This is a genomic window from Actinocorallia libanotica (assembly GCF_039525175.1).
Taxonomy (GTDB): Bacteria; Actinomycetota; Actinomycetes; order Streptosporangiales; family Streptosporangiaceae; genus Actinocorallia; species Actinocorallia libanotica.
In genome coordinates this window covers 25,735-40,554 of record NZ_BAAAHH010000020.1, presented here as the reverse complement: position 1 = coordinate 40,554, position 14,820 = coordinate 25,735, and the positions used below count along the sequence as shown (strand labels likewise).

Below are 14,820 nucleotides of genomic sequence, written 5' to 3'. Positions count from 1 at the left end.
TCCAGGTTCCGCGCATAGTTTATATTTGATACCAATATCACAGGAACGCAGGTGGCCGTGAGCCGCGGCGCAGGCCGGCGGAGGCGAGGAGACAGAGCGTGGCAACTGGGCAGATCACCGATGAAGGGGTGGCGCGGCTGCGCTCCCGCATCGGCATCCCGCAGCTTTATCCGGCGCCGCCGCACTACCGGCGGCCGGGTGAGGACGCCTTCCGCACCGTCGCCTGGTCCTACGGCGACGACAACCCGCTGTGGTCGGATCCGTCCTATGCCGCGGGCACCCGGTGGAAGGGCTCCATCGCGCCGCCCGCGCTGGTCGGCGGCGACAGCCTGATCGGCGAGGACGCCCTCACCGAGGCGGAAGAGGCACGGCAGGGCGAGCTGAAGGGCGACCCGCTGCGCGGCGTGCACGCCTTCTACGCCGCCAGCGAGCGCGAATGGTGGGCGCCCCTGACCCCCGGCCACCGGGTCCTCCGGCGCACCGCCCTGGTCGGCGTCGTCGACAGGCCCAGCGAGTTCGGCGGGCGCGGCGTCCAGGAGTGGACGTCCCAGGCCTTCCAGACCGACGACGGCACCCTGCTCGGCGCGCAATACCGCATGATGTACCGCACCGAGCGCGAGAAGGCCCGCGAGCGCAAGAAGTACGACGGCGTCGTCATCGAGCCCTGGACCGAGGAGGGCATCGCCGAACTCGACGCCCGGTACGCGGCCGAGCGGGCCAGGGGCGCCGAGCCGCGCTGGTGGGAGGACGTCGAGGAGGGCCAGGAGATCGGCCCCCTGGTGAAGGGGCCGCTGACCGTCACCGACATGGTCTGCTGGCACGTCGGCATGGGCATGGGCATGTACAACGTCGCCCCGCTGCGGCTGGCCCACCGCAACCGGCAGCGGGTGCCGCGCTTCTACCACCGCGACGAACTCGGCGTCCCGGATGCGATGCAGCGCGTGCACTGGGACCCGGCGTTCGCCCGCAAGTCCGGCAACCCCACCACGTTCGACTACGGCCGGATGCGCGAGACCTGGCTGATCCACGCCTGCACCGACTGGATGGGCGACGACGCCTGGTTGTGGCGGCTGCGGGTGGAGTTCCGCAAGTTCAACTACGTCGGCGACGTCCAGTGGGTCGAAGGCGAGGTCGTCCGCAAGTACCTCGCCGAGGGCGGCCGCCCCGCCGTGGACCTGGAGTTGCGCACCCGCAACCAGCGCGGCGAGGTCACCTCCCCGGCGAGCGCCACCGTGCTGCTGCCCAGCCGCGAGCACGGGCCGGTGCGGCTGCCCGAGCCGCCCGGCGCCTCCACCAACCTGGTGGACGCGTTCGACGCGACCATCGACCGGTTCGCACGGGAGCGCTGATGGACGAGAACGAGCTGAGGCTGCTGCGCGAGTCCGTCCGCGAGGCCCTCACCGACCTGTCGCCCTCCTCGGAGGTCCGCGCCCAGATGGCGGGCGCGAACGGCTGGGACCGCGCGACCTGGCTGCGGCTCTGCCGCGAGCTGGGCCTGTCGGGCTTCATGGTCCCCGAGGAGCACGGCGGGGGCGGATTCTCCGCCGTCGAGCTCGGCGCGGTCTTCGAGGAGGCCGGGCGCGTCCTGCTGTGCGCGCCGCTGCTGGCCACCGCCGGACTGGCGATCCCGCTGCTGCTCGCCCTCGGCGACGGGGAGGCGAACAAGCGGTACCTGCCCGGCCTGTGCGACGGCTCCCTCATCGCCACCGTCGCGACGACCGACGCCTCCGGCCGTCCGCTGCCCGGTAGCCGCGCGGTGGAGGCCGGAGAGCGGGACGGTACGCCCGTCCTCTCGGGGGCCGCGGGCTTCGTGGTGGACGGCGCGGCCGCCGACGTGGTCCTGGTGCCCGTCCGCACCGGGGAGGGCACGGCCGTCTACGCCGTCGGCACGGACGCGCCCGGTGTCACCGTCACCCCGCTGGTGACGCTCGACCAGACCCGCAGGCAGGCCAAGGTCTCCTTCTGGGACGCGCCCGCGGTCCGGGTGGGCGAGGACGACGCCACCGGGGCGGTGGAGACGGCGCTGGACGTCGCCCGCGCCCTGCTCGCCGCCGAGCAGGCGGGCGGCGCGGCCGTCTGCCTGGAGGCGGCCGTGGAGTACGGGAAGACCCGGGTGCAGTTCGGCCGCCCGATCGGGAGCTTCCAGGCCTTCAAGCAGAAGGCCGCGGCCCTGCTCATCCAGGTCGAGTCCGCGCGGAGCGCGGCCGAGGCCGCGGCGCAGGCGGCCGCGGTGGCGCTCGACCCCGGCGCCGCCGTCCGGCTGCCCGGCCTGCCCGGCCTGTCGGTGGTGGCGTCGGTCGCGCAGCTCTACTGCTCGGAGGCCTACGTCGCGGTGGCCGCCGAGAACATCCAGCTCCACGGGGGGATCGGGTTCACCTGGGAGCACGACGCCCACCTGTACTTCAAACGAGCGTGGACCGGCCGGGAGATGCTCGGCCGTCCCGAGGAGCACACCGAACGGTTGGCCGGGCTGCTGGCCGCGCAGGACGCGCGATGAGGGCGGAAGGGCGAAGGACGTGACCGAAGCGACGCGGCCCCTGAAGGACGGCGGCCTGGCCGCCTTCCTACTGGACCACGAGGACCCCGCGGACACGCCGGTCCTGCATTGGAAGGACGGCTCGCGCACGCGCGGCGAGCTCGTCGAGGCGGTGAAGACGCTGGCCGGACGGCTCGGGCCGGTGGCCGGACAGCCCGTCACCTGCCTGGTGGACGACGGCGTGCGCGCGATCACCACGATGTTCGCGACCTGGCTGGCCGGCGGCGTCTACGTCCCGGTCAACGCCCGGCTCACCGACGCCGAGGTGCGCGCGCAACTGCGCGCCACGCGGCCGGCGGTGGTCGTGACCGGGACCACCCAGGCCGCACGGGTGCCCGAGGAGTTCGGGCTGCTGGTGGAGGAGGCGCCCGGCCGCTGGACCTCGCTCCGCCCGGCGACGCCCTCGACGGAGCGCCGGTACGGCGAGGACGAGGCGGTGGTGATGCGGACCTCCGGCACCACCGGGGAGTCCAAGCCCGTGGTGCTCGGCCACAAGGGCGTCCGCGACGGCATCGACACCGTCATCGCCAAGCTGCGCGGCGGCGGGGCGGGGAGCGGCCGCCCGCCGATGCCCAACCTCATCCCCACCTCGCAGGCCCTGTGGGCGGGCGCCTGGAACGCCCTGTTCTCCTTCCGGCTCGGCGCGGCCGTGATCCTCATGGACCGGTTCGACCCCGTCGACTACGCCGGGCTGGTGCGGCGCTTCGGGCTCCGGTCCACGATCCTGGCGCCCGCGATGATGGCGATGCTCGCCGAGGACCCGCGGGTGGAGCACCTGGGCGAGCTGCGGTTCGTCCGCTCGGTGACCGCGCCCCTGGCCCCCGACCAGGCGCGGCGCTTCCGGGAGCGGTTCGGCGTGGACGTGCTGAACTCCTACGGCCAGACCGAGCTGGGCGGGGAGGTCGTCGGCTGGACCGCCGCCGACACCCGCGCGTTCGGCGTCTCCAAGCTGGGCGCGGTCGGCCGCCCCCACCCGGGCGTCGAGGTCCGCGTCCTCGACGAGGCGGGGCGCGGGCTCCCGGCGGACGGGACGGGCGAGATCTGGGTCAGGTCGCCCTTCGCCCACGAGGCGGACCTGCCCGCCGACCGGGTCGTCGACGGCTTCCTGCGCACCGGGGACCTGGGGCGCCTGGACGCCGAGGGGTTCTTGTGGATCGAGGGCCGGGTCTCGGACATGGTCAACCGCGGCGGTCTGAAGATCGTGCCGCAGGAGGTGGAGGCGGCGCTGCGCCGCCACCCGGCGGTCGCCGACGCCTGCGTCGCGGGCGTGCCGGACGCCCGCCTCGGCGAGGTGCCCGTCGCCTGGGTGCGCCCGGCGCGGCAGGCGGGCGGAGTGGAGGCACGGCCGGAGGAGGCCGCGCTGCTGGCCTTCCTGCGCGAGGACCTCGCGGGCTACAAGGTGCCCGTCGCGGTGCGCTTCGTGGACGGCGACTTCCCCCGCACGGAGATAGGCAAGGTGCTCCGACGCGAACTCGTCGCGAGCTTCGACGGGACGCGGTCCCCTGAACAGACGGAGAACCGATGAGCTACCAGACCCTGGAGGTCACCCGCCGGGGCCGCGTCGGCTGGCTGGTGTTCAACCGGCCGGAGGTGCGCAACGCGATGAACAACGCGATGCGCGACGAGCTCCGGCTGGCCTGGACGGAGCTGGCGGAGGACCCGGAGGTCCGGGTGATCGTCAACGCCGCGAACGGCAGGTCCTTCCAGACCGGCGCGGACGTGATGGAGCTGGCCACCGACGGCCTCGGCATGGAGCGCTACCGGGCGTCGGTGGAGGCGTGGGACCTGGGCTTCACCAGCTGGCAGCTGGGCATCGACAAGCCGGTCATCGCCGCGGTGAACGGGGTGTGCGCCGGGGGAGGCCTGCACTTCGTGGCCGACGCCGACATCGTCCTGGCAGCCTCGGACGCCGCCTTCACCGACCCGCACGTCTCCGTGGGGCAGACCAGCGCGATCGAGACGATCGCGCTAATGCGCAAGATGCCGGCCGAGGCCGTCCTGCGCATGGCGCTGGTGGGCAAGTACGAGCGGATGAGCGCGGCGCGGGCGCTGGAGCTCGGCATGGTCAGCGAGGTGGTCGACCCGCCGGAACGGCTGCACGAGGCGGCGCAGGAACTCGCCGAGAAGATCGCCCGCAACTCCCCGGCCGCGATGCGCGCCACCAAGCGCGCCCTGTGGGGCGCGCTGGAGCACGGCCTGACCGACGCCTGCCGAGCGGGTGCGGCGGAGCTCACCGGCCTGTGGGGCCACCCGGACCAGACCGAGGGCCCCGCCGCCTTCGCCGCGAAGCGCGAACCGCAGTGGAAGGTGGACTGAGACGGGCCTGCCGCCCCCGGCCTGCTACAACCCGCGGAAGTCCGGAGAGCGGCGTTCGACGAAGGCCTTCATGCCCTCGCGGAAGTCGGGGCTGCGGGAGCTCAGCTCCATCGCGTAGGCCTCGTCGGCCAGGTGCCTGCGCAGGTCGTGGTCGGGGGCCGCGGCCAGCAGGCCCTTGGTGAGGCCGAACGCCACGGTCGGCCCGGCGGCCAGCCGGGCCGCCAGCTCCTCGGCGGTCTCGGCCACCTCGGGGGAGGGGACGGCGCGGTGGGCGACACCCCACTCGGCGGCCTCGGCCCCGGTGAGCTTGCGGTCGAGCATGAGCAGCTCGCGTGCCCGCGCCGCGCCCACGATCCGGGGCAGCAGCCAGGTGCTGCCGGAGTCGGGGGTGAAGCCGCGGCGCAGGAACGGATACCAGAAGAGCGCGTCCTCGGCGGCGATGGTGAAGTCCGCGGCCAGCGCGAGCTGGGCCCCGATGCCGACGGCCCAGCCGCGCACCGCGCACACCACCGGGAGCTGGAGCTCCAGCAGTAGCGGGATCAGCCGGTTGGCCTGGTTCGGCATCCGCCGCTGGATGCTCCCGGTCCGGGGTCTGGCTTCGTCCCCGCCCCGCTTGTTGCGCCCGATGATGTCGAACCCGCTGCAGAAGTCGTCACCGGCCCCGGTGAGCAGGACCGCGCGCAGCCCGTCGTCGGTGGAGGCCGCCTCCAGTACCCGGATCAGCCCCGTCATGGAGGAGTCGTCGAGCGCGTTGCGCCTGCCGGGCAGGTTCAGCACGAGCCGGAGCACGCCGGAGTCGTCGGTCTCGACGTCCAGGCCGGGCACCGATGCGTAGCGGGTCATGGGGCTCCTCCGGAGGGGCGACTTGTAGTTTTAATATAATAAACAATCCGTTCCCAGGGAGGATCCCCGTGACCCACGCCCCCGCCGAAGGCACCCGGCTGCTCGCCGGCCTCCGGGTGATCGAGTGCTCCATGCTCGGCCCCGGCGCCGTCTCCACCCCCCTCGCCGACCTCGGCGCCGACGTGATCAAGGTCGAGCCGCCGTCCGGCGACTACATCCGCTCCATGAGCTGGCCGATCGTCGAAGGCCGCTCACTGCTGCACCTGCACATCAGCCGAGGCAAGCGCAGCATCGTGCTGGACCTGCGCACCGAGGCCGGCCGGGAGACCTTCCTGGAGCTGGCCGCCCGGGCCGACGTCGTGGTCGAGGCGATGCGCCCCGGCGGCATGGACCGCCGCGGCCTGGGCTACGCGAAGCTGCGCGAGGCCAACCCCAAGGTCGTCATGTTCACCATCTCCGGCTACGGCATGACCGGCCCCTACCGCGACCTGCCCAGCCACGGCATCGCCTACGACGCCTGGGCCGGCACCGTCGCGCCCGTCCCCGGCCCCGACGGGCTGCCGTCGATCCCCGACCACACCTCGATCGGCATCACCGCAGGCCCCCTGTTCGGCACCGCCGCCATCCTCGCCGCCGTCCTACGCGCCCGCGAAACCGGCCAAGGCTGCCACCTGGAAGTCGCCCAGTCCGACGCCGCCGCCGCCTTCGACTGGCTGCGCAGCGAGACACACCGCGCCTACACCCGCCCCGAGGACGAGGTCACCGGCAACCCCACCGACGACTACGAGCGCCGCCCCCCGGGCACCGGCGGCATGGAAGAGGGCGTCCGCTACCAGTTCTACGCCTCCAAGGACGGCCACGTCATCTTCATGGCCTCCGAGCAGAAGTTCTGGAAGAACTTCTGCGAAGCCCTCGGCCGCAACGACCTCTACGAAGCCAACCCCGGCGCCAAGCTCGCCGACCACGCCCGCGGCAACCTCCCCCTACGCCACGAGCTGGCCGCCATCTTCGCCACCCGCACCACGAACGAATGGGTCGAGTTCGGCCTGGCCCACGACGTCCCCCTGGGCCCCGTGAACACCCCCGAGACCATCGCCGCCGACCCCCAGTTCACCGACCGCATGCCCTGGCAGCCCGCCGCCCGCCTCGTGGCCGAACAACTCCCCTTCCCCGTCCGGGTCGTCGGTGAGATCCCGCCGGCCACCGCCCGCCCCGCCCCCGACCCCGGGCAGCACACCGAGGAGATCCTCCGCGACGTCCTCGGCTACGACGAGCAGCGCCTCACCGCCCTCCGCGACTCCGGAGCCTTCGGTTCCTGACACGCCGAGGCGCTTCCCGCCACGCGGGGCGGGAAGCGCCTGGCAGGACGACGGTCCCGGCCGCCGTCTCAGGCGGTGACGTCGTTCCAGTGGTCCCAGACGACGTCGGCGTGGGCGAAGGCCGCGTCGAAGGTGAGGACGAGACTCTCCCGGCACCAGACGGTCGTACCGAGTCCCTCGGCGTTCGGGAGGCTGAAGTCCACCCGCACCGAACGGTCATCCGGGCTGACCTTGATCCAGGCGTCGTCCGGCCACCCGGTCAGCGGCGCCTTGGGACTCGTCAGCCAGTCGACGGCCCTGGCCGGACCAAGCCGCCTCGTGCCGGCCCCCCGGTTCCCGACGATCGTCTCGGTCTCGGTGAGCGTCATCCCCACCGGGCCGCCGTCCACGGTGATCCGGAACGCCGGAGCCCCCGGCTTGGCCTCGAAGGAGACCAGCCGACGCTCCAGAACGCCCTGCGGCCGGTAGCGCACCTGATGGAACGGCCAGGACTCGTCGAGCCAGGTCGCGACCTCGACGTGCAGGATCCGGTCGAGGAAGGCGTGGTCGCTCGAGACCCACGACTTCACCTTGGCGGTCGGCCCGTAGTACGGCACCGGTTCGATGTAGACGCAACCGACCACGCGGTCCTGCCGCAGGACCGTGTAGGCGAACCGGCTGTGCTCGGCGAACTCCCGCCCGTGCCGCTCCAGATCGGCCAGGTTCTCCTCCAGGCTCATCCCACCCACCGGAGGCCATGCGCCATCGCGAAAGCCGGGCAGAGTGCGGATGAACGCGATGCTCGACGTCCACGCGGCATGATCGGACGCGTTGTGCTCACCCCCCAGCGGCTCCAGCCGAAACTCCGGCCGAACAAGAGAACGGGGGACCTCGAAACCAGACGGAATGAACGTCATGTCCCGAACCTATTCCGGCACCCTCGCGAATCACGACCTGTTTTGAGGCGGGGGACACCTTCGGAAGCGGAGGGCCGGGATGGCCCGGTCGTCGGACGACGCGTCGGCTATGTCAATCGGTCGTGCCGGCGTGCACGGCGATGATGCGCCAGCCGTGCGTCTCGTCGTACAGCCAAGTACGGGTGTAGCGCATCCTGGCCGCGAACGGCGTACCGGAGACGGTCCCTTCGACGGTGCCGAGAAACCACGTCACCCCGGTGCGCCCCTCGGCGAACACGGTCAACTCCTCCTCGGCCACCTTCGTCAGCACCTGCGTCCGAGTGCGGTGCAGCTCCAGGTCGTCCGCCTTGGTCGCAACGTTCGCACCGAAGACAAAGATCAGCCGATCATCCAGCAGCCGATCCAGCGCCTCGACATCTCCAGCGAGCTGCGCGGCCTGGAGCCGGCGCTCGGCGTCCCGCAAATCCTCCATCATGCGGCCCACCCTCCCAACCAGCGCCGTGTCCGCGCCAGGACGTTCACGCTCGGCTGATCTTTGCAATCCGATCCGGGGTCTCCGCACCGGGTCCGGCCCCGAGCCTGGGTGCGGCCGAACGCCGCCGTTTCAGGGGTACAGCCAGCGGAACGCGTCGAGGCTTTTGACGAGGTACTTGTCGTGTCCCGGTTCGAGGCCGTACGCGAGGTCTTCCAGGACAGCGCACCTGGCGTAGAACACGGAGCGCGTCCGGAGCTCCTCGGTGCCGTCGGCGGTGGGGCGGTAGGCGAGGAGGGCGGAATCGAGGAAACCGGGGCCGAGGTCGCGGTACAGGAGGCCGAAATCGTAGGCCGGATCGGTGATCGCGGCGTCGCTCCAGTCGATGACGCCGGTCACCTCCCGGGTGGCCGGATCGACCAGGACGTGTTCGATCCCCAGGTCGTTGTGGGAGAACACCAGGGGATTTCCGCCGGAGGGGGCCGCTTCCTCCAGGAACGCCGCGACGGCCGGACGGTGGGCCTTCGGCACATGATCGGCGATCGCCTCGTAGGTCTCCGCCGCCTCGCGCAGCCACGCGTCCTTCGGCTGGTCGTCGATGGGGACCAGTCCGTCCACGACGCCGAGGGGGACACGGTGCAGGGCGTCGAGGAACCTGCCGAGCACGGTGGCGACCGAACCGTCCCGAACCGGCCTCTCCGATGCGGGAAGGCCGATCAGTGGCAGGCCCGGAAGCTTGGAGTAGGCCACGCATCCCGGTTCGGCGGCGACGAAGAGCGGCTCTGGTACGGGGAGCGGTGAGATCTCCGCGACGGCGGCGAGGAGACGTGCTTCATGGTCTATCGAGACCGGATCGGCCTCTTTGGCGAAACGTACGATCAGCTCGCCGTTGACCTCGTATGCGACGTTGTCCTGCCCCTCGCCGAGCAGCGCCACGGAACGGACCCGGTATCCGGGCAGATGCGCGGCCACGACCGCGCCGACGTCCGCGGAGAGGTTCGAGCTTTCTTCGTGCATCAGGCGCTCCCTGGAGGAGGTGAGGGCCACCGGTGGAGGTAGCGGTCCTCGTGGCGGAGAAACGCGTCGCGCAGGGCGCCTTTGCCCAGCAGTCGCTCGAAGACCGTGTAGTAGCGGCGTTCGAGCGCCGCCCATTCGTCGAACTCCTCGAACCCGGAGTCGTCTCCCGCCCCCCACCACAGCTGTCCGGGCGGGCTCTTCGTCCGGTCCGAGCGCCAGGATCCTCTCAGGGGGCGCTTCCACCGCTCGCCGTGGATCGAGGCGAGGATGTTCCGTGGAGTATCGGCGGAGGCCGGCTGGAAGCGGTGGACGAGGCCGTTGTCGTCGTCGATGTACAGGCTGCCGCATGCCTGGCACTGCCACGCCGACCGGCTCCACCCCAGCAGGCGGTCTTCGGGCTCATCCGATGTCCCCTCTTCCGGGCGGAAGGCGTCCTCCCAGTCTTGGTCCGCGATGAAGTAGGCCTTGTACGACAGGCTGTCGGTGTTGTCGACGATGATCTCCCCGCACACGCACCGGAACTTCATGCCGCAAGTCTTCCCGGGCGCGCCCGGCGGGGCAACGGGGTTTCGGTGGGGTCACCCGGTCGTGCGGGCCGTGGCGGTCATGGCGGGCCGGCCGTCGTTGCGGACGAGCTTCAGGTCGTAGGTGTTCTCTTCGGCGGCGGGGGAGCCGGTGAGGGTGAAGGGGAGGTCCACGAAGAGGGGGGCGGTGGCGCGGAAGGAGAAGGCGGTGAGTTCGCGGCCGGTGCGGGTGCGTACGGACTCGGCGAGGGTCAGCGCCGAGAGGGGGCCGTGGACGACGAGGGCGGGGTAGCCCTCTTCGGTGGTGGCGTAGGCGTGGTCGTAGTGGATGCGGTGGGAGTTGAAGGTGATGGCGGAGAAGCGGAAGAGGTCGACGGGGGTGCGGACCAACTCCTCGGTCCAGCCGTTCTCGGGGGCGGGCTCGCGGTGGGTGCCTTCGGGGGCGGGGACGGGGGCGCCCTGGGCGCGGTAGACGAGGTCCTGCTCCTCGATGAGGAGGGTTGCGCCGTCGAGGGTCAGGCGGTGTTCGACGGTGACGACCATCAGGGCGCCCGAGCGTGCCTGTTTGCGGTCGGCGCGCAGGATCGAGGTGGTGCGGACGGGGGTGGTGCCCAGGGTGAGCGTGCCGAGGACGCGGCCGCGGCCGCCCGCCCACATGCGGCGGGGGAGGCCCTCGGCGGGGCCGCCCGGGGGGATGCGCGGGTGGCCGTCGGGGCCCAGGTCGCGGGTGGGGGCGGTGGGGGTGCCGAAGGTCCAGTGCCACAGGGCGGGGAGGGGGTCGCCGTCCTGCGGGTCGAGGGGGCTGTCGAGCACCGCGGCGACCTTGCGGGCGTGCTCGGCGTGCAGCGGCAGCTCGGTGGTCTCCGGGATGCCGAAGTCGGCGGGCTCGAGGTCCAACGCGTTCGTCCTCCTCCTCAGGCGCCGCGGGCCAGGCGGGCGCGCAGCTCGTTCTTCACGATCTTGCCTGAGGCGTTGAGCGGCAGCTCCGGCACGAGGTGCACCTGGCGGGGCACCTTGTAGTTGGCCATGTTCTGCCGGGCCCAGGCGATCAGACCGTCGGCGTCCAGGGTGGCACCCCGGCGCGGGACGACGAACGCCGCACCCACCTCTCCCATGCGCGCGTCGGGGATCCCGATGACGGCGCACTGGGCGACGGCGGGGTGGGCGCACAGCAGCTTCTCGATCTCGGCGGGGTAGGCGTTGAAGCCGCCGACGATGAACATGTCCTTGATCCGGCCGGTGATGCGCAGCCTGCCGTCGGCGTCGAAGGAGCCGAGGTCGCCGGTGTGCAGCCAGCCGTCGGCGTCGACGGTCACGGCGGTCTCCGCCTCTTCGTCCAGGTAGCCCTTCATCACCGTGTAGCCCCGCACCAGGATCTCGCCCTCGGTTCCCGCCGGCGTCGGCTCGCCCGCGGAGTCGACCGTGACGACCTCCAGGCCGGGGAGCGGTCGGCCCGCGGTGGACGTGACGATCTCCAGCGGGTCGTCGTAGCGGCACATCGACACGATCGCGCAGGACTCGGTGAGCCCGTAGCCCGCCACGATGTGGGAGAAGCCCAGCTCCTCCCTGATGCGGTGGAGGATGGCGGGCGGCACGTCGGTCGCGCCCGTCACGGCGAGCCTGAGGCCGGAGACGCCCTCGGGGGTGAAGCTCGGATGCTCCAGCATGGTCTGGTACAGCGTCGGGGTGCCGGGCAGGACGGTCACCTTCTCCTCCCGCACCGTCTCCAGGACCCACGGGACGTCCAAGGTGCGGGCGGGCAGGGCCGTCGCACCGACGAGGAGCGAGGCCAGCCAGCCGGCCTTGTAGCCGAACCCGTGGAAGAACGGGTTGACGATGAGGTAGCGGTCGCCCTCGCGCAGCCCCACGACCGCGGCCCACACCGCGTAGGCGCGCAGCGTCTGGGCGTGGGTGCACATCGCGCCCTTGGGATCGCCGGTGGTGCCGGAGGTGAACAGCATGTCCGACAGGTCGTCGGGGTCGATCTCGGCGGCGCGGGCCTGGACCTGCTCCGCGGTGACCGCCCGTCCGGAGGCCAGGAAGTCCGCCCAGGAGGTATGCCGCCCGGGTGCGCCGTCGCTGAGGATCACGACCTTCTCCAAGTCGGGCAGGTCGGCGTAGGGGCGGCCGTCCTGCGGGCCGCCAGCGGCCTCCTCCAGCGAGGCGGGGTAGTCGCGGCCGAGGAACTCGCCGATCACGCAGAGGATCCTCGCCTTGCTCTTGCCCAGGATGAAGGCGGCCTCCTTCCCCTGGAAGCGGGTGTTGAGCGGGATGAGGGCGCCCCCCGCGCGCTGGAGCCCGAGCGCCGCGACGATCCACTGCGAGGTGTTGGGCGACCAGACGGCGACGCGGTCGCCCCGGTTCAGGCCCGCGGCGAGGAAGGCGCGGGCGGCCTCGGTCACCGCGGCGTCGAGCCCGGCGTAGGTGAGGCGCACGTCGCCGTCGACGACGGCCTCGGCGTCGCCGAGGCGGCGCGCGGCGTCCGTGAGCAGCGCGCTGGTCGTGCCCCAGCGGAGGTCGCCGCGGGGATCGACGAAGTCGTCCTGTTCTGTGTTCGTCACCTGGTTCCTCCGAAAGCGTGGACGTGCAGAAGACTGGGGCAGTATGTTAAATAACATATACATTTTGCAGGCGGGTGCGGTACTGCTTCAAGACCGCCGGCCCGTCGTGTTCCGACGCCCAGGGAGGCAGGCCGTGGCCCGATTGCTCGAGGACAAGATCGCCATCGTGACGGGGGCCGCGCACGGCATCGGCCGCGGGCACGCGTTGGAGCTGGCCGGGCACGGCGCGAAGGTGGTCGTGGCCGACCTGGGCACCAGCGTCCAGGGTGAGGGCAGGGGCGACGACGCCGAAGAGGTGGCCCGGCTGATCACCAAGCGCGGCGGCACCGCCATCGCCGACTTCGCCGACATCGCGGACACCGAACAGGCGAGTGCGCTGGTGGAGCGCACCGTGGCGGAGTTCGGCCGGTTGGACATCGTGGTGAACAACGCCGGCATCGCCCGCGACAAGGTCATCTGGAACATGTCCCCGGACGACTTCGACCTCGTCATGCGGGTCCACGTGCGCGGCACCTGGCTGATGACCCACCTGGCCGCCCGGCACTGGCGCGCCCGGTACCAGGCCGGTGAGCGCTTCACCGGACGGGTGATCAACACGACCTCCGGCGCGGGCCTGGTCGGCAACTTCGGCCAGTCCAACTACGCCACCGCCAAGGCCGCCATCGTCGGGTTGACGCTGACGACCAGCCTCGAACTGGCCCGGTTCGGGGTGACCGTCAACGCCGTCGGCCCCGGCGGCATGACCCGCCTGACCGCGACCATGGGCAAGGACCTCAAGGCGTTCGAGCCCGACGAGCTCGCCGAGGGCGAGTACCACCCGATGGACCCCGCGGGCAGCTCCCCGCTGGTGGCCTGGCTCGCCAGCGACGAGGCGCAGCACGTCAGCGGCCAGGTGATCCGGGCCATCCACGACAAGATCCACCTCATGGAGGGCTGGCGCGAGGGCGCCACGATCTCCAACGCCGAGAAGAAGTGGGACGCCGCCGTGCTCGGCGGGCGGATCGCCACCGACATCTTCCACACCCGCGCCCCCGGGCTGCGCTGACCGGGTCGAACGCGTCGAAGGAGGACGAGTGGAGCTGCAGGACACACCCGAGCTCGCGGCGTTCCGCGCCGAGGCCCGCGCCTGGCTGGACGAGAACGCGCCGGCCTTCTCGGGGCGGGTGAAGCACCGGCTGCACAACGAGTCCGCCGACTCCCCCGAGGAGTACGAGGCGGCCGAACGCGCCAGCGTGGCGGCGGCCGGGGCCTGGCAGGCACGGCTGCGGGCCGGCGGCTGGGCCGCCGTCTCCTGGCCGGAGGCGTTCGGCGGGCGGGGCGGCACCCCGGCGCAGGAGGCGGTCTTCGCCGAGGAGTGCGAGCGGTTCGACGTCTCCGTCGGGCCGCTGATGGTCGGCCTGAAGATGGTCGGCCCCACGCTGATGCGGCACGGCACCCGGGCCCAGTGCGCCGAGCACCTGCCGCCGCTGCTGAACGGCGAGCGCGTCTGGTGCCAGCTCTACAGCGAGCCCGGCGCCGGCTCGGACCTGGCGGGGCTGCGCACGCGCGCCGTCCGGGACGAGGCCACCGGGGACTGGATCGTCACCGGCCAGAAGGTCTGGACGTCCTCGGCCCCCGTCGCCGACTGGGCGATCCTGCTGGCCCGCACCAACGTCGACGTGCCCAAGCACCAGGGCATCACCTACTTCCTTCTCGACATGCGCACGCCCGGCATCGAGGTGCGGCCGCTGCGCCAGATGAACGGCTCCTACCACTTCAACGAGGTCTTCCTCGACGAGGTCCGCGTACCGGCTTCGAACGTGGTCGGTGAGGTGGACGCGGGCTGGAAGGTCGTGCACACCACGCTCGCCGCCGAGCGCGCCATGATCGGCGGGGGCGGCGGCGAGAAGGCGCGGCTCCTGGTCGAACTGGCCCGCTCCCTCGGCCGGCTCGACGACCCGCTCGTCCGGCAGCACATCGCCGAGGTCTTCACCCTGGACGAGGTGCTGCGCTTCCTGGGCCTGCGGATGCGGGCGGCGATCGCGCGGGGGGTGCCGCCCGGTCCCGAAGGCTCGATCATGAAGCTGCTGGTGGCCCGCCGCGCCCACCGCGCGGCCGAGGCGGCCCTGGCCATCGAGGGCGCCCACGGCCTGCTGCTGGGCGCCGACGCCCCGCAGGAGGGCGCCTGGCAGCAGCAGCTGCTCAGCGCCCAGGGCCTGCGGATCGGCGGCGGCACCGACTTCATCCAGCTCAACACCATCGCCGAGCGCATCCTCGGCCTTCCCCGGCAGCGGCACCCCGACAAGGACGTGCCGTTCCGGACGCTCACCGAACAGCGGAACGGAGACGCCTGAGCC

The 14,820-nt window shown here is 72.2% G+C and carries 14 protein-coding genes; 7 read left to right on the top strand and 7 right to left on the bottom strand.

Annotated elements, in window-relative coordinates; translation table 11 throughout:
* Positions 1-98: 98 nt before the first annotated feature.
* From ABD140_RS22895 to ABD140_RS22880, 4 genes are read left to right on the top strand one after another with little or no spacing between them, the layout of a single operon-like run.
* Complete coding sequence (locus ABD140_RS22895) at positions 99-1,349, top strand: hotdog family protein (RefSeq protein WP_344242981.1); 1,251 nt, start codon at positions 99-101, stop codon at positions 1,347-1,349.
* The gene (locus tag ABD140_RS22890; protein WP_344242980.1) at positions 1,349-2,497 is read left to right on the top strand and encodes an acyl-CoA dehydrogenase family protein; all 1,149 of its coding nucleotides are present in this window, start codon (positions 1,349-1,351) and stop codon (positions 2,495-2,497) included. Before ABD140_RS22895 ends, ABD140_RS22890 begins: the two co-directional genes overlap by 1 nt.
* 19 nt (positions 2,498-2,516) lie before the next feature.
* Positions 2,517-4,061 carry a class I adenylate-forming enzyme family protein gene (locus ABD140_RS22885; protein WP_344242979.1) on the top strand — a complete coding sequence of 515 codons (1,545 nt, stop codon included), beginning with the start codon at positions 2,517-2,519 and terminating at the stop codon, positions 4,059-4,061.
* Positions 4,058-4,852, top strand: a complete 795-nt coding sequence (locus ABD140_RS22880) for an enoyl-CoA hydratase/isomerase family protein (protein ID WP_344242978.1) — start codon at positions 4,058-4,060, stop codon at positions 4,850-4,852. The genes ABD140_RS22885 and ABD140_RS22880 overlap by 4 nt, the downstream gene beginning before the upstream one ends.
* Positions 4,853-4,876: 24 nt before the next feature.
* Here the strand turns inward: ABD140_RS22880 and ABD140_RS22875 are convergent, their stop codons facing one another.
* The gene (locus ABD140_RS22875) at positions 4,877-5,695 is read right to left on the bottom strand and encodes an enoyl-CoA hydratase/isomerase family protein (protein WP_344242977.1); all 819 of its coding nucleotides are present in this window, start codon (positions 5,693-5,695) and stop codon (positions 4,877-4,879) included.
* A gap of 68 nt (positions 5,696-5,763) precedes the next feature.
* Between ABD140_RS22875 and ABD140_RS22870 the strand changes: the two genes are divergently transcribed.
* On the top strand, positions 5,764-7,014 hold the full coding sequence (locus ABD140_RS22870) for a CaiB/BaiF CoA transferase family protein (protein ID WP_344242976.1): 1,251 nt from the start codon (positions 5,764-5,766) through the stop codon (positions 7,012-7,014).
* Between the two features lie 68 nt (positions 7,015-7,082).
* Here the strand turns inward: ABD140_RS22870 and ABD140_RS22865 are convergent, their stop codons facing one another.
* The 6 genes from ABD140_RS22865 to ABD140_RS22840 all read right to left on the bottom strand — a co-directional run bounded on the left by ABD140_RS22865 (position 7,083) and on the right by ABD140_RS22840 (position 12,484).
* Entirely contained in the window at positions 7,083-7,733 is a 651-nt protein-coding gene (locus ABD140_RS22865) for a hypothetical protein (protein WP_344242975.1), read from the bottom strand.
* Positions 7,734-8,022: 289 nt separating this feature from the next.
* Positions 8,023-8,385, bottom strand: coding sequence for a nuclear transport factor 2 family protein (locus ABD140_RS22860; RefSeq protein WP_344242974.1), 363 nt, complete (start codon positions 8,383-8,385; stop codon positions 8,023-8,025).
* 129 nt (positions 8,386-8,514) lie between these two features.
* Positions 8,515-9,399, bottom strand: coding sequence for a phosphotransferase family protein (locus tag ABD140_RS22855; protein ID WP_344242973.1), 885 nt, complete (start codon positions 9,397-9,399; stop codon positions 8,515-8,517).
* Entirely contained in the window at positions 9,399-9,926 is a 528-nt protein-coding gene (locus ABD140_RS22850) for a hypothetical protein (protein WP_344242972.1), read from the bottom strand. The genes ABD140_RS22855 and ABD140_RS22850 overlap by 1 nt, the downstream gene beginning before the upstream one ends.
* Positions 9,927-9,977: 51 nt before the next feature.
* Complete coding sequence (locus ABD140_RS22845; protein WP_344242971.1) at positions 9,978-10,820, bottom strand: HTD2 family dehydratase; 843 nt, start codon at positions 10,818-10,820, stop codon at positions 9,978-9,980.
* 17 nt (positions 10,821-10,837) lie between these two features.
* Positions 10,838-12,484 carry a FadD3 family acyl-CoA ligase gene (locus ABD140_RS22840; protein WP_344242970.1) on the bottom strand — a complete coding sequence of 549 codons (1,647 nt, stop codon included), beginning with the start codon at positions 12,482-12,484 and terminating at the stop codon, positions 10,838-10,840.
* 133 nt (positions 12,485-12,617) lie between these two features.
* Between ABD140_RS22840 and ABD140_RS22835 the strand changes: the two genes are divergently transcribed.
* Both ABD140_RS22835 and ABD140_RS22830 read left to right on the top strand, forming a co-directional pair.
* Positions 12,618-13,529 carry an SDR family NAD(P)-dependent oxidoreductase gene (locus ABD140_RS22835; protein ID WP_344242969.1) on the top strand — a complete coding sequence of 304 codons (912 nt, stop codon included), beginning with the start codon at positions 12,618-12,620 and terminating at the stop codon, positions 13,527-13,529.
* Positions 13,530-13,557: 28 nt separating this feature from the next.
* Positions 13,558-14,817 (top strand): acyl-CoA dehydrogenase family protein, encoded by a 1,260-nt coding sequence (locus ABD140_RS22830; RefSeq protein ID WP_344242968.1) that lies wholly within the window; start codon positions 13,558-13,560, stop codon positions 14,815-14,817.
* The last annotated feature ends 3 nt before the right edge of the window (positions 14,818-14,820 follow it).

Excerpts from the sequence above, each read along its gene's own strand:
- ABD140_RS22890 (WP_344242980.1), top strand. The coding sequence starts at position 1,349 with ATGGACGAGAACGAGCTGAGGCTGCTGCGCGAGTCCGTCCGCGAGGCC.
- ABD140_RS22880 (WP_344242978.1), top strand. The coding sequence starts at position 4,058 with ATGAGCTACCAGACCCTGGAGGTCACCCGCCGGGGCCGCGTCGGCTGG.
- ABD140_RS22875 (WP_344242977.1), bottom strand. The coding sequence starts at position 5,695 with ATGACCCGCTACGCATCGGTGCCCGGCCTGGACGTCGAGACCGACGAC.
- ABD140_RS22865 (WP_344242975.1), bottom strand. The coding sequence starts at position 7,733 with ATGAGCCTGGAGGAGAACCTGGCCGATCTGGAGCGGCACGGGCGGGAG.
- ABD140_RS22860 (WP_344242974.1), bottom strand. The coding sequence starts at position 8,385 with ATGATGGAGGATTTGCGGGACGCCGAGCGCCGGCTCCAGGCCGCGCAG.
- ABD140_RS22855 (WP_344242973.1), bottom strand. The coding sequence starts at position 9,399 with ATGCACGAAGAAAGCTCGAACCTCTCCGCGGACGTCGGCGCGGTCGTG.
- ABD140_RS22850 (WP_344242972.1), bottom strand. The coding sequence starts at position 9,926 with ATGAAGTTCCGGTGCGTGTGCGGGGAGATCATCGTCGACAACACCGAC.